This is a genomic window from Streptomyces sp. NPDC101181 (assembly GCF_044767975.1).
Lineage (GTDB): Bacteria > Actinomycetota > Actinomycetes > Streptomycetales > Streptomycetaceae > Streptomyces.
The window spans coordinates 29,449-42,245 of sequence record NZ_JBIWOX010000028.1; the positions used below are offsets into that span (position 1 = coordinate 29,449).

12 protein-coding genes and 1 riboswitch are annotated in these 12,797 nt (G+C 72.1%); of the genes, 4 read left to right on the plus strand and 8 right to left on the minus strand.

The features are described 5' to 3' along the window. The first annotated feature begins 10 nt into the window (after nucleotides 1–10). The 3 genes from ACIRRU_RS28885 to ACIRRU_RS28895 are packed head-to-tail and all read left to right on the plus strand — an operon-like array spanning nucleotide 11 to nucleotide 3,175. On the plus strand, nucleotides 11–841 hold the full coding sequence (locus ACIRRU_RS28885; RefSeq protein ID WP_403685303.1) for an STM4013/SEN3800 family hydrolase: 831 nt from the start codon (nucleotides 11–13) through the stop codon (nucleotides 839–841). Then, the gene (locus tag ACIRRU_RS28890; protein ID WP_403685304.1) at nucleotides 838–2,250 is read left to right on the plus strand and encodes an STM4012 family radical SAM protein; all 1,413 of its coding nucleotides are present in this window, start codon (nucleotides 838–840) and stop codon (nucleotides 2,248–2,250) included. The genes ACIRRU_RS28885 and ACIRRU_RS28890 overlap by 4 nt, the downstream gene beginning before the upstream one ends. 7 nt (nucleotides 2,251–2,257) lie before the next feature. Then, nucleotides 2,258–3,175 carry an STM4011 family radical SAM protein gene (locus ACIRRU_RS28895; protein ID WP_403685305.1) on the plus strand — a complete coding sequence of 306 codons (918 nt, stop codon included), beginning with the start codon at nucleotides 2,258–2,260 and terminating at the stop codon, nucleotides 3,173–3,175. A gap of 13 nt (nucleotides 3,176–3,188) precedes the next feature. Here ACIRRU_RS28895 and ACIRRU_RS28900 read toward each other — a convergent pair whose 3' ends face one another. Next, entirely contained in the window at nucleotides 3,189–4,016 is an 828-nt protein-coding gene (locus ACIRRU_RS28900; protein ID WP_403685307.1) for an SGNH/GDSL hydrolase family protein, read from the minus strand. Between the two features lie 179 nt (nucleotides 4,017–4,195). Then, on the minus strand, nucleotides 4,196–5,188 hold the full coding sequence (locus tag ACIRRU_RS28905; protein WP_403685308.1) for a peptidoglycan DD-metalloendopeptidase family protein: 993 nt from the start codon (nucleotides 5,186–5,188) through the stop codon (nucleotides 4,196–4,198). A 3-nt stretch (nucleotides 5,189–5,191) separates the two neighbouring features. Beyond that, nucleotides 5,192–5,351: riboswitch (cyclic di-AMP (ydaO/yuaA leader) on the minus strand. A 458-nt stretch (nucleotides 5,352–5,809) separates the two neighbouring features. Between ACIRRU_RS28905 and ACIRRU_RS28910 the strand changes: the two genes are divergently transcribed. Further along, a complete protein-coding gene (locus ACIRRU_RS28910; RefSeq protein ID WP_403685310.1) occupies nucleotides 5,810–6,622 on the plus strand; it encodes a tyrosine-protein phosphatase in 813 nt (270 codons plus the stop codon). Nucleotides 6,623–6,626: 4 nt separating this feature from the next. On the opposite strand, the gene ACIRRU_RS28915 is transcribed toward ACIRRU_RS28910, so the two are convergent. The 6 genes from ACIRRU_RS28915 to shc form a co-directional block, all read right to left on the minus strand. Continuing rightward, nucleotides 6,627–6,803: a DUF6126 family protein gene (locus ACIRRU_RS28915; RefSeq protein ID WP_363200074.1), complete on the minus strand. Its 177-nt coding sequence runs from the start codon at nucleotides 6,801–6,803 to the stop codon at nucleotides 6,627–6,629. A gap of 43 nt (nucleotides 6,804–6,846) precedes the next feature. Further along, on the minus strand, nucleotides 6,847–7,455 hold the full coding sequence (locus ACIRRU_RS28920) for a helix-turn-helix domain-containing protein (RefSeq protein ID WP_403685311.1): 609 nt from the start codon (nucleotides 7,453–7,455) through the stop codon (nucleotides 6,847–6,849). A 70-nt stretch (nucleotides 7,456–7,525) separates the two neighbouring features. Beyond that, on the minus strand, nucleotides 7,526–8,923 hold the full coding sequence (locus ACIRRU_RS28925; protein ID WP_403685312.1) for an aspartate aminotransferase family protein: 1,398 nt from the start codon (nucleotides 8,921–8,923) through the stop codon (nucleotides 7,526–7,528). Between the two features lie 129 nt (nucleotides 8,924–9,052). Then, entirely contained in the window at nucleotides 9,053–10,072 is a 1,020-nt protein-coding gene (gene hpnH, locus ACIRRU_RS28930; protein WP_363200077.1) for an adenosyl-hopene transferase HpnH, read from the minus strand. A gap of 5 nt (nucleotides 10,073–10,077) precedes the next feature. Then, complete coding sequence (locus ACIRRU_RS28935) at nucleotides 10,078–10,725, minus strand: 1-hydroxy-2-methyl-2-butenyl 4-diphosphate reductase (RefSeq protein ID WP_403685313.1); 648 nt, start codon at nucleotides 10,723–10,725, stop codon at nucleotides 10,078–10,080. After that, nucleotides 10,725–12,725 (minus strand): squalene--hopene cyclase, encoded by a 2,001-nt coding sequence (gene shc / locus ACIRRU_RS28940; RefSeq protein ID WP_403685314.1) that lies wholly within the window; start codon nucleotides 12,723–12,725, stop codon nucleotides 10,725–10,727. The genes ACIRRU_RS28935 and shc overlap by 1 nt, the downstream gene beginning before the upstream one ends. Nucleotides 12,726–12,797: the final 72 nt, after the last annotated feature.

Genomic DNA, 12,797 nt, shown 5'->3' on the forward strand with positions numbered 1-12,797 from the left:
CAGGCCCGACATGAGCGAGGTGGTGGGCAGCCACGACCTGTTGCTGGTCACCCTGGACACCCTGCGCCACGACGTCGCCGTGGAGCTGGCCGCCGCCGGGCGCATCCCCAACCTGGCCCGGCATCTGCCCGGCGGGGTGTGGGAGAAGCGGCACGCCCCTGGCAGCTTCACCTACGCCTCCCACCAGGCGATGTTCGCCGGTTTCCTGCCGACGCCCGCCGCCCCCGGCCCGCACCCGCGGCTGTTCGCGGCCCGGTTCGCGGGCAGTGAGACGACGGCGGACGGCACGTTCGTCTTCGACACCCCGGATCTGGTCTCGGGGCTGGCCGCCGAGGGCTACCGCACGGTGTGCGTCGGCGGGGTCGGGTTCTTCAACCGGCGCGGGGCGCTGGGGTCGGTGCTGCCCGGGATGTTCCAGGAGAGCCACTGGGAGCCGGAGTTCGGGGTCGCGTCGCCGGTCTCCTTCGAGGAGCAGGTGACCCGGGCCGAGAAGGTCGTCGCGGAACTGCCGAGGGAGCAGCGGCTGTTCCTCTTCGTCAACGTCTCCGCCCTGCACCAGCCGAACTGGTTCCACACCCCGGGCGCGACCCGCGAGGCCGGGGACTCCCGCGCCACCCACGCGGCCGCCCTGGAGTACGTCGACCGGCACGTCGGGCGGCTCTTCGCCGCAGCGAGCAGCCGTCGCCGGTGCTTCGCGATCGTCTGCTCCGACCACGGGACCGCGTACGGCGACGACGGCTACACCGGCCACCGGCTCGGCCACGAAGCCGTCTGGACCGTGCCGTACGCCCACTTCTTCCTCGAACCGCCCGCACCGCTCGAACCGGGGGCCGCCCGATGACCACCGCCACCACGCCCACCACCGCGTCCAGCGCCACTGGGACGGCCGCACCACCCGCCGTGCGGCCGTACGAGAGCTACGTCTACGCCTATCCGCACAAGACGGCCTACCGTCCCCTTCCCGACCGCCCCGCCCTGCGCGAGCTGTGGGCGGCGGAGCGCAAGGACGCCCTCTCCCTCTACCTCCACATACCGTTCTGCGAGGTCCGCTGCGGCTTCTGCAACCTCTTCACCCGGATCGGCGCGCCCGAGGAGCTGACGACCCGCTATCTCGACGCGCTGGACCGGCAGGCCGTCGCCGTCCGGGAGGCGCTCGGCGACGGGGAGCCCGTCCGGTTCGCGGCGGCGGCGTTCGGCGGCGGCACCCCCACCTTCCTGACGGCCGCCGAGCTGGAGCGGCTGTGCGACACGGCCGAGCGGCGGATGGGCGCCGACCTGCGCGCGGTGCCGCTGTCGGTGGAGACGTCCCCGTCCACCGCGACGGCCGACCGGCTGGCGGTGCTGGCCGACCGGGGGGCGACCCGCGTCAGCATCGGGGTGCAGAGCTTCGTGGACGAGGAGGCAAGGGCGGCCGTCCGCCCGCAGCGACGGGCCGAGGTGGAGGGCGCTCTGGGCCGGATCCGGGACGCCCGGATACCAGTGCTGAACATCGACCTGATCTACGGCATCGACGGCCAGACCGAGCGCACCTGGCTCACCTCGCTGGACGCCGCGCTGGCCTGGCGGCCGGAGGAGCTGTACCTGTATCCGCTCTACGTCCGTCCGCTGACCGGACTGCACCGGCTGGGAGCCGGGACCGGTCCGGAGGCACAGGCCCTGGAGCAGGCGGCCTGGGACGAGCAGCGGCTGCGGCTCTACGCGGTGGGCCGGGACCATCTGCTGGCCCACGGCTACGAGCAGGTGTCGATGCGGATGTTCCGGCGTGCGGACGCGCCCGGGGAGTCGCACGAGGGCCCCGATGACTACGCCTGCCAGACCGACGGCATGATCGGCCTGGGCTGCGGGGCCCGCTCCTACACCTCCACCCTGCACTACTCCTTCGACTACGCGGTCGAGATGCGGGAGATCCGTTCCATCATCGACTCCTTCACCGCCGCCGAGGACTTCTCCCGGGCCGAGGTCGGCCGGTACGTCGACGCGGCGGAGGCCCGCAGGCGCCATCTCCTCCAGTCGGTGCTCCAGGCGGCGGGACTGCCCGTGGACGACTACCGGACCCGCTTCGGCACCGGTCCCCACGAGGACTTCCCCGCCGAGCTGGCGGCCTTCGAGGCCCGGGGCTGGCTGGACAGCGGCGCGCCGGAGGGGGTGCTGCGGCTCTCCCCGCTGGGTCTGGCGCACTCCGACGCCCTGGGGCCGGCGCTGTTCTCGCCCGGGGTGCGGGCGGCGATGGCCGCCTACGAGCGGAAGTGAGCGGGTCATGGACCTGACGATCCTCTACCGGGGCCCGCTGGCGTCGTGCGACTACGACTGCCCCTACTGCCCGTTCGCCAAGCGGCGGGACAGCCGCTCGCAGCTCGTGTCCGACCGGGAGGCGCTGGAGCGGTTCACGGGGTGGGCGGCGGCGCAGACCGGTGACCGGCTCTCCGTGCTGTTCACCCCGTGGGGCGAGGGGCTGGTGCGCTCCTGGTACCGCCGGGCGCTGACGGAGCTGTCCCAGCTGCCGCACATCCGCCGGGTCGCGATCCAGACGAACCTCAGCGGCCGTACGGCGTGGCTCGCGGACGCCGATCCGCGGCGGGTCGCGCTGTGGTGCACGTACCACCCGGGGCAGACGCCGTTCGAGCGGTTCCTCGGCAAGTGCCGTGAGCTGTCCGCCCGGGGCGTCCGCTACAGCGTGGGCGTGGTGGGGTTCGAGGACCACCTCGACGAGGCGCGGCGGCTGCGGGCGGCGCTGCCCGAGGAGGTCTACCTCTGGGTGAACGCGGCCGAGGGGCGTACGTACACCGACGAGGAGGCGCGGCGGTGGACGGAGCTGGACCCGCTCTTCCCGTACAGCAGACATCCGCACCGCTCGGCGGGGCTGCCCTGTCGGACGGGCGAGTCGGTGATCTCGGTGGACGGCGAGGGGACGGTGCGGCGCTGCCACTTCGTCCGGGCCGAGCTGGGCAACCTCTACGACGGCAGCTACCGCCGGGCGCTCGGTCCGCGGGCCTGTCCGCTCGCCGTGTGCGACTGCCACATCGGCTATGTGCACCTGGAGACGCTGCCGCTGTACGACGTGTTCGCGGGCGGTGTCCTGGAGCGGATACCCGCGGGCCTCGGCGCGGGCCCGGCGGCGGACGGAGCGGTGGTGCCGGGGCCGTCCCGGCGGGCGCTCCCGCTGCTGGAGCCCTGAGCGGGCGGGCGGCTCACAGGGGCAGCAGGTTCGGGCGCTTCGCCTCGACGTGGTCCCCGGAGGACTCGCCGCGCAGCCGCCGACCGATCCACGGTACGAGGTACTCCCGCGCCCACTGGATGTTGTCGCGCCGCTCGTCGAGCGGGCGGCGCTGGACCTGCGGCGGCCAGGGCTGGTCCGGGTCGGCGGGCACCTCGTGGCCGAGGACCTGGGCGGCGCGCAGCGCGACCCGGGTGTGCCCCTCGGGCGAGAGGTGCAGCCGGTCGGCGTCCCAGGCACGCCGGTCCTGGACGGAGCGCAGCGACCACAGGTCCAGCACCGGGCAGTGGTAGCGGTCCGCGATCGCCCGCAGATGGACGTTGTACGTGGCGATCCTGCCGCGCATGTGGCGCAGCACCGGTACGCCCCGGGTGTCGAAGCCGGTGGCGACCATGACGGTGCCGACGGTCTCGGTCAGCTCCGCGACGGCCCGCTCGTACCGCTCGGCGAGGTCGTCGGGGTCGGCGCCGGGCCGGATGATGTCGTTGCCGCCCGCGCAGAAGGTGACCAGGTCGGGGGCGAGCTCCTTGGCGCGGGGAATCTGCTCCCGGACGATCTGGTCGAGGAGGCGTCCGCGTACGGCGAGATTGGCGTAGCGGAAATATCCGTGCGGGGAGTCCTGCGGGGTCGTCTCCGGGCCGGGGGCCGGGAGGCGGTCGGCGAGGAGCACCGCGAACCGGTCCGCCCAGCCGACGAAGGTCCCGTGCGGACCGGGGTCGCCGACGCCCTCGGTGAAACTGTCGCCGATCGCCGCGTACGACCCGATGGTGTGCTGCTGGTTGTTTCTCGAATCGTCTGCCACAAGCACATATCCTGCACCGTTCAATGTGACCTACGCGACCGTAATAAGGGGTTGACGGGTGGTGAGATAGACCACCCGGTCAGGTTTTGGTAAAGCCGGAATAAGAAGAGCTGGAACAAGAAGAGGAGGGGCGGTGCGCCGCAGCGCACCGCCCCTCACTCATCCGGCCGTTCCCTCGGTCAGAGGGAGACGCCGTGCTGTCGCAGGTAGGAGACGGGGTCCACGTCCGAGCCGTAGCTCGGGCCGGTGCGCACCTCGAAGTGTAGGTGCGGGCCGGTGGAGTTGCCGGTGGAGCCGGAGAGGCCGATCTGCTGGCCGCCGGTGACGGTCTGGCCCGCGGAGACGCTCAGCGAGGACTGGTGGGCGTACTGCGAGTACATGCCGTCCTCGTGCTTAATGACGACCTCGTTGCCGTACGAACCGCTCCAGCCGGCCGAGACCACGGTGCCCGGCCCGATCGCGCGGACCGGGGTGCCGGACGCGGCCTGGAAGTCGGAGCCGGTGTGGTAGCCGCTGGACCAGCTGGAGCCGGAGGCGCGGTACTGGGTGGTGACGTTGGCGTTGGCCAGCGGGGCCGTCCAGCCGGAGCCGGTCGCCTGGGAGGAGCCGGTCTGCGCGGAGCTGCCGGAGCTCTCGGAGTCGTCGGCGGAGACCGTGTCGTTCTTCGGCGCGGCCTTCGGGGCCTGCTCGGCCTTCTTCGGGGCGGCGGCCTTCGGAGCGGCGGCCTTGGGGGCCGGTGCGGCCTTCTTGGCCTCCGAGGGCGCGGCGGTGGAGCCCTTGGCGCCGAGGGTCAGCTTCATGCCGGGGAGGATGAGGCTGGGGTTCTCGCCGACGGTGGAGCGGTTGTCCTGGTACAGCTTCTGCCAGCCGCCCTTGATCCGGTGCTCGGCGGCGATCTTGGACAGGTAGTCGCCGCGGACGACGGCGTACGTCCTGGGGGCGGCCTTCGACGCGGCGGGAGCGGCCTGCGGGGCGGCGGTCTGGGGCGCGGTGTGCGCGGCGGCGACCGAGGCGGCGGCGGGCTTCGCGGCCGGGGCGGCCTGCGGGGCGGCGTGCGCGGCGGTGGCGCCGATGAGCGGAAGCGCGAGTGCGGCGCCGCCGGTACCCGCGGCGAGGACGCCGCGGGAGATCGGGCCGGACTTGGGACGGCGGTGCTTACCCTGTGCGGGCATGGGGAAGTTCCTCTCCGGCGCCTGCGAGGTGAGCTGTCGGGTTCGGGCTGGAGATGCCCGGTCGCACGGTGGCGACTTCACCCCTAGCCGGTCCGGATCGCTCCGGGCGGCGACTTACCTGGTTCCCCCGCTCCTGCCACACGTGAGTGGGTGGGTGCGAATTCCGGTCGGCGGCAGGATTAGGCGATCCGTCCGGATTGACGGTGACCGTAAACGAGTGAGGACGAGCGGAACAAGCCGTCGGTTGCTCGGGGGATTCACCGATGCGACGGCCGTCCGGTTTTCCCGTCACACTCCGTGGATTACGGATCTTGGCTTTCCGCGCAGGAAACGGAAATACCCCCGGGCGAGATCGCCACGGACCGTCACGGATATGATCCCGATCACCCACGGAATCTCATCTGCCCCATTACCGGGGCATGTTCTGCTAAATGCACCAATACGGACACGGGGTGGGTGGAGCCCCTGACGCACCATCAGCCCCGCCGGTGCGACGCCCTCGCCACAGGCGGACGGGCGGCACGATTTTCCGTCGAATCGATGTCGTATCGTCACGGGAGCGCCCTCGCGCGAACCGCGGCGGGGCCGGAGACCGCCGACGCCAGAGATCCAGGAGCCCCCGTGACGCAGCCGGTGCCGCAGGTCCCGCCGACCGAGACCACCCTGAGCGGGGTCCGCAACTTCCGCGACGTGGGCGGGCTCCCGACCGTGGACGGGCGGCGCACCGCCTTCGGACGGCTCTACCGCAGCGGCCACCTCGCGCACGCCACCGCCGAGGACGCGGCCTTCCTCGGCGGGCTGGGGCTGCACACGGTCTTCGACTTCCGGCACTCGGCCGACCACCGGCTGGACGGCTACGACATCGAGCTGGACGGCGTCCGTCACGTCAGCATTCCGCTCTCCGACCCGGCCGACGGCGCGGAGTTCTGGCGGCTGGTGCGCGACGGGAACATCGAGCAGCTGCGCTCCGTCCTGGCGAACGGCCAGGGCGCCGAGCGCATGATCCGGATGTACCGGTCGACGATCGAGGACCGCACCGCCGAGCACAGCCGGATCCTGCACGCGCTGGCCGAGGACAGCGTCCCCGCGCTGATGCACTGCGCGGCGGGTAAGGACCGGGCGGGACTCTCGATAGCGGTCACGCTGCTGGCGGTGGGCGTCGAGCGCGAGGCGATCGAGGCGGACTACCTCAAGTCCGACGATCCGCACCGCCGCTACAAGGTGCGGCGCTCCGACATGTCCGAGACCGGGATGTCCCCCGAGGTGATGGAGCTTCTCGACCCGCTCTTCGGGGCGGAGCCGGCCTACCTCGCGGCGGCCTTCGCGACGATCGAGGAACGGTGGGGGACGACGGACGCCTACCTGGAGGAGGGCCTCAAGGTCTCCCCCGCGACCCGGGAGCGGCTGCGTCGGCGACTGCTCGACGAGGGCTGAGCGGCTATTCGGCGCCCGCCACCACGAAGAGCAGGTAGAGGAAGGCCGCGATCACGTGTCCGACCACCAGGTAGGCGAGGAGCCGGATCACCAGGCCGCGCGGCATCCGGCGCTCCTGGGAGTCCTTCGCCGCCCTGGGCCGCCGCGGACTCAACGGGTCGTAGTGCTCGGAATCTGACATGACGGTCCTCTCTGCCGGCCTCGCGGCCGGGGAACGATAAGGGTCAGCGCGCGTGGAGGGCGTTGCCGAGGCAGAGTTCGGCCGCGGGGCTCTGGAGCAGGGAGTGGACGAAGAGCAGCTCGGCACCGCCCCGGCCGAGGGCCGCGATCCGGTGCGGGGTGAGCGAGTCGAAGTGGGCGCTGTCGCCGGGGTCGAGGTCGTGCACCGTCTCCCCGAGCGCGACCCGCAGCCGTCCTTCCAGGACGTACAGCCACTCCTCGCCGGGGTGCACCCGGACCAGGTCGCCCTGGGCTCCGTACGGCACCCGGACGCGCAGCGCCTGCATCGCACGGCCGGAGCCCCCGGCCCGCCGGTACATCCAGCCGTCCGCCTCGGCGCCCTCGAAGCCGCCGCTACGGACGATCGCGTCGCGTTCGGGCGGCTGCTCGCCGAGCAGTTCGGAGACCGTCGTACCGTAGACGCGGGCGAGCCCCAGCAGCATGGGCAGCGAGGGCTGCCGGCGGCCGGTCTCCAGGCGGGAGAGGTGAGCCGGGGAGAGTCCGGCGCGCCCGGCGGCGGTCTCCAGGGTGAGACCACGGCCGCGCCGCAGTTCGCGCAGGCGGGGCGCGACGCCGGGGAGCTCGTCCGGCACCCCTTCGTCCGGAGGGTTCATGGTTCCATTGGGCCAGGACCTTTCCCCTGAGGCAAATAAATTGCCCCACAGGCAAAGGCCATCCGGGGCCTCAGCGGTTGGCCACGGCCTGCTTGACCAGGGTCCGGCCGAAGTCCCACATCAGCCCGCCGCCGCTGTGGGCGTCGTCCATCACGGCGGTGAAAGCCGTCACGAAGCGGTCCACCTCCGCGTCCCCGATGATCAGCGGCGGAATGAGCTTGATCACTTCCAGATGGTCGCCGGAGACCTGGGTGAGGATGCGGTGCTTCTGGAGCAGCGGCACCACGACCATCTGCGCGAAGAGCCCCTTGCGGGCCGCCTGGAGCATGGTCCAGCGGCCGCGCAGCTTCAGCGACGTGGGGCGGCCGAACTCGATGCCGGTCATCAGGCCGCGCCCGCGCACCTCGTGCAGCAGTTCATAACGGTCGACCAGGGCGGTCAGCCGCTCGCGCAGGAGGTCGCCGGTGCGCCGGGCGTTCGCCACGGTCTCCTCGTCCTCCATCACCGAGAGGACGGCGAGCCCGGCGGCCATGGCCTGGGCGTTGGAGCCGAAGCTGGCGGAGTGGACGAGGACCCGGTCCATCGAGGAGTAGACCTTGCGGAAGATCCAGTCCTTGCCGAGCGTCGCCCCGACGGGGACGTAGCCGCCGGAGAGCGCCTTCGCCACGCACACCAGGTCGGGCTCGACACCCTCCTCGTGCTGGTAGGCGTAGAAGTCCCCGGTCCGGCCGAGGCCCGTCTGCACCTCGTCGGCGATCAGGAGTGCCTTGTGGCGGTGCAGCAGCTCCTGGGCCTCGCGCAGGAAGCCGGGCGGCGCGGCGTGCACCCCCTTGCCCTGGACCGGTTCGACGACCAGGGCGGCCACGTCGCCCCGCTTGAGCTCGCGGCGCAGCGCGTCCAGGTCGCCGAGCGCGATGGCCGTGTCCGGCAGCAGCGGGGCGAAGCCGTCGCGGAAGCCGCGTTCCCCGTTGACGGAGAGGGAGCCGGTCGTCAGCCCGTGGAAGGCGTGGTCGCAGTAGAGGACCCGGGGCTTGCCGGTGGCGTAGCGGGCGAACTTCAGCGCCGTCTCGACGGCTTCCGTACCGCTGTTGCCGAAGAAGACGCGGTCCAGGTGCGGGCTGTGCGCGAGCAGCTTCTCGGCGAGCAGTCCGGGCAGCGGCTGGCAGTCGAAGCGGGTGAGGTCGGCGAGCTGGGCGTCGAGCACGTCGTGCAGGGCCTGGCGGACGACGGGGTGGTGGCGGCCGAGGCCCATGACGCCGAACCCGGCGAGCATGTCGAGGTAGTCGTTGCCCTCCGCGTCCCAGAAGTACGCGCCCTCGGCCCGCTCGTAGACCTTGTCGAAGCCGATGGTGTGCAGCATGCGCGGCAGCTGGTGGTTGAGGTGGCGCGCGTGCAGTTCGTACCGCTCCGGCCCGCGCTCGGCGAGGAGCCGCGCCAGGTCGAAGCCCTTGGGTCCGCCGTCCGTCATCGCCCGCTCGTCTCCTTCGGGGTGTGGCGTGCCGTGGTGGTGCGCCGCCGCGCCGCGCCGTGCTGTGCCTGAGCGGCGGGCGGGCCGCCCGGGAGGTCCCGGGCCGCCCGCCGTACGCCGTTCACCTCGTCACCGGCTCCCGCCGACGGTCTCCCGCGCGGCGCGTAGGGACTCCTTCAGGGAACCCATGGTGGCGAGCACCGCCGTGGGCTCGTAGCCGCAGTGCGCCATGCAGTTGGCGCAGCGCGGATCCTTGCCCCGGCCGTACTTGTCCCAGTCGGTCTCCTCGATCAGCTCGCGGTACGTCGGTACGTAGCCGTCGCTCATCAGGTAGCAGGGGCGCTGCCAGCCGAAGAGCGAGTAGTTGGGGATGGCCCAGGCGGTGCAGGGGAAGTCCGCCTTGCCCTCCAGGAAGTCCAGGAAGAGCGGCGAGTGGTTGAGCCGCCAGCGGGCCCGGTTGCCGCCCGCGAAGGCCTTCTTGAACAGCTCGCGGGTCTGGTCGACGCCGAGGAAGTGCTCCTGGTCGGGGGCCTTCTCGTAGGCGTAGGCGGGCGAGATCATCATCTCGTCCACCTTGAGGTCGTCGTTGAGGTAGTTCAGGACCTCGATGACGGTCTGCGGGGTGTCGGTGTTGAAGAAGGTGGAGTTGGTGGTGATGCGGAAGCCACGCCGTCTGGCCTCCTTCATCGCCTCCACCGCCTCGTCGAAGACGCCCTCCTTGGCGACCGACTCGTCGTGCCGCTCGCGCAGTCCGTCGATGTGCACCGCGAAGGCGAAGTAGGGCGAGGGGGTGAACTTGTCGAGCTTCTTGCGCATCAGCATCGCGTTGGTGCAGAGGAAGACGTACTTCTTCTTCGCGACGAGCTGGCGCACGATCTCGTCGATCTGCGGGTGCATCAGGGGCTCGCCACCCGCGATGGACACCATGGGGGCACCGGATTCGAGGACGGCGCCCACCGCCTGCGCGACCGGCATGCGCTGCTTCAGGACACCGGCCGGGTGCTGGATCTTCCCGCAGCCCTCACAGGCGAGGTTGCAGGCGAACAACGGCTCCAGCTCGACGATCAGCGGGAACTTCTCACGCTTGCGGAGCTTCTGTTCGAAGAGATACGTCGCCACCTTGATGGACTGACGGAGCGGCATGGCCATCTGGCTCACCTCCTGGGGAGCAGCAAAGATCGGTGCCATTCGTAAAAAGCCGGAAGGACGGCACGAAGAACGCGGAAGGCTGATATTCCACCGCGTAGTGTGCCGATTCGGACCAGCTCATGCTCTGGAGCGTCCACGACCACCCGGACGGCCGCAACCGGGCGCGGTCCGTGGCACAGCGCGGTGCGCAGTGTCGCGGCGGACTCCATGTCCACGGCGATGGCCCCGCCGGCCCGCAGCGCGGCCCGCTCCGGGCCCCGTACGACGTGGTCGGAGCCGGTCAGCGGGCCGGTGTGGACGGTGCGTCCGGGGAGGGCACGGGAGAGCGCGGCGACCAGGACGCCGGTGCCGGAGCACGGGGTGGCGCCGTCGGCGTCCCGGGTCTCCTCGGCGACGACCAGGTCACCGGGGTGCATCCCGGGGGCGAGCCCCGCGCAGAAACCGGAGGCGATGACCCCGGCGCCGGGGGCTCCGCCGGGCCCCAGGGCGCGCGCCACGGCCATCTCCGCCGCCCGGGGGCCCATTCCGGTGCGCAGGACCCGCACGGGACCGCGGACGCCCCCGCCGCTGCGCAGGGCCACCTGCTCGATGCCGAGCGCGCAGGCGACCAGCAGCGGCGGCTCGGGGTGCCGGTGTCCGCGCGGTTGGCCCATCAGGCTCCCCCGGTGGCGTCCGCCCGGTCGGCGAACGGGTCGCCGTGGACGTAGCGCCCGAGGGCGGTGAGCGGGAAGACCTGGCGGTAGAGGTGGTAGTTGATGGAGAAGTCCCACGGGAAGCCGGTGCCGGTGAAGTACGGCTCGTCCCAGGAGCCGTCGGCCTGCTGGGCCTCGGTCAGCCAGGTGACCCCGCGGGCCACCGCCCGGGTGTCGCGGCGGCCTGCGGCGAGCAGGGCCAGCAGCGCCCAGGCGGTCTGGGAGGCGGTGGACTCACCGTGGCCGATCCACTTCTCCTCCTGGTAGGAGCGCAGGTCCTCGCCCCAGCCGCCGTCGTCGTTCTGCACGGACTCCAGCCAGGCGACGGCCCGGCGGACCGCCGGGTGTCCGGCGGGCAGTCCCGCCGCGATCAGCGCGGGGACCACGGACCCGGTGCCGTAGACGTAGTTGACGCCCCAGCGGCCGAACCAGGCGCCGCACGCCTCCTGTTCGGCGAGCAGCCAGTCCACGCCCCGGCGGGTACGGGGGTGGCCGGACAGCCCCTCGACGGCGAGCATCTCCACGACATGGCCGGTGACGTCGGCCGACGGGGGGTCGATGACCTCGCCGAAGTCGCAGAACGGCAGGCGGTTGGGGAAGGCGCTGGTGTTGTCCGCGTCGAACGCGCCCCACGCCCCGTTGCGGGACTGCATCCCGAGGTTCCAGCGCACCCCGCGGGCGATCGCCGCCTCCAGCCGGGCGGGGTCGGGGTGGCGCACCCGGCGCAGCGCCAGGACGACTTCGGCGGTGTCGTCGATGTCCGGGTAGTTGTCGTTGTGGAACTCGAACGCCCAGCCTCCTGGGGCCAGTCCGGGTTTCCGTACCGACCAGTCCCCGGGCCGGGTGATCTCCTCGTCCAGCATCCAGTCGGCGGCCTTCACCAGGGCCGGGTGGTCGGGTCTGAGTCCGGCGTCGGCCAGCGCGATGGCGGCCAGGCAGGTGTCCCAGACGGGCGACTGGCAGGCCTCGACCATCCGGGCCCCGTCCTCGCGGTGGACGGCGAACCGGTCCAGCGAGGCCAGGCCCGCCTTCATCACCGGGTGGTCCAGGTCGTAGCCGAGCAGGTGCAGGGCGATGACGGAGTAGACGGCCGGGGGCTGGATGCCGCCCCAGCAGCCGTCGTTCTCCTGGCGTTCGATGATCCAGCGGGCGGCCACGTTCATCGCGATCCGGCGCAGCGGACGCGGGGCCACCTTGTGGTAGAGGTGCAGTCCCTTGTCGAGGCGCTGGAAGAAGCCGTCCCAACTGGCCGCCGGGGCGGGCTTCCTGGCCGGGTTGGGGTGGCGGGGGTCGGTGTGCAGCTCGTCCAGGGCGAAGGGCGCGGGGCGCACGGGGCGCTTCGCCGAGACGATGGTCAGGGGAACGATGGTCTGCCGGGCCCAGCAGCCGAAGTCGTAGATGTTGAGCGGGACCCACTTGGGGAGGAACATCAGCTCGGGCGGGAGCTGGGGGAGGTCGTCCCACTTCCACCAGCCGAACAGGGCCAGCCAGATCCGGGTGAACACCCGGGCGGCCGCGATGCCGCCCTGCTCCCTGATCCAGCCGGAGGCCCGCGCCATGTGCGGTTCCTCGGGGCGGTCCCCGGCCAGCCGCAGCGCGACGTACGCCTCGACGGTGGCGGAGAGGTCGGCGGGGCCGCCGTGGAAGGTGTTCCAGGTGCCGTCGCCGAGCTGCTCGCCCCGGATGAAGAGGGCGGACGCCCGGACGGTCCCGGGGTCCAGGATGCCCAGGAACTGACGCAGGAGCAGGTCCTCGGCGTCCATGGTGACGTTGGTGGCCAGGTCGCCCTTCCACCAGCCCTGCTCGTCCTGGCGGGCCAGGAGGTGGGCCACGGAGCGTTCCGCGGCCTCGTGCGCGGCGGCGAGCACCTCGTCCGCGCCCGGGTTCTTGTCGTGCGGATCGGCGGCCGGGAGTGCCGACAGGTTGGCGGCCCCGGTGGATCCGTCGGTCGTCGCTGTCATGAGTTTCCCCTCAGTGCAGTGCGGTTTCTCTGCTGTGCTGGGGTCTCCGTCGGCCGGCGCCCGGGTCAGGGC

Excerpts from the sequence above, each read along its gene's own strand:
- ACIRRU_RS28890 (WP_403685304.1), top strand. The coding sequence starts at position 838 with ATGACCACCGCCACCACGCCCACCACCGCGTCCAGCGCCACTGGGACG.
- ACIRRU_RS28905 (WP_403685308.1), bottom strand. The coding sequence starts at position 5,188 with ATGCCCGCACAGGGTAAGCACCGCCGTCCCAAGTCCGGCCCGATCTCC.
- ACIRRU_RS28885 (WP_403685303.1), top strand. The coding sequence starts at position 11 with ATGAGCGAGGTGGTGGGCAGCCACGACCTGTTGCTGGTCACCCTGGAC.
- ACIRRU_RS28915 (WP_363200074.1), bottom strand. The coding sequence starts at position 6,803 with ATGTCAGATTCCGAGCACTACGACCCGTTGAGTCCGCGGCGGCCCAGG.
- shc (WP_403685314.1), bottom strand. The coding sequence starts at position 12,725 with ATGACAGCGACGACCGACGGATCCACCGGGGCCGCCAACCTGTCGGCA.
- hpnH (WP_363200077.1), bottom strand. The coding sequence starts at position 10,072 with ATGGCCATGCCGCTCCGTCAGTCCATCAAGGTGGCGACGTATCTCTTC.
- ACIRRU_RS28895 (WP_403685305.1), top strand. The coding sequence starts at position 2,258 with ATGGACCTGACGATCCTCTACCGGGGCCCGCTGGCGTCGTGCGACTAC.
- ACIRRU_RS28920 (WP_403685311.1), bottom strand. The coding sequence starts at position 7,455 with ATGAACCCTCCGGACGAAGGGGTGCCGGACGAGCTCCCCGGCGTCGCG.
- ACIRRU_RS28925 (WP_403685312.1), bottom strand. The coding sequence starts at position 8,923 with ATGACGGACGGCGGACCCAAGGGCTTCGACCTGGCGCGGCTCCTCGCC.
- ACIRRU_RS28935 (WP_403685313.1), bottom strand. The coding sequence starts at position 10,725 with ATGGGCCAACCGCGCGGACACCGGCACCCCGAGCCGCCGCTGCTGGTC.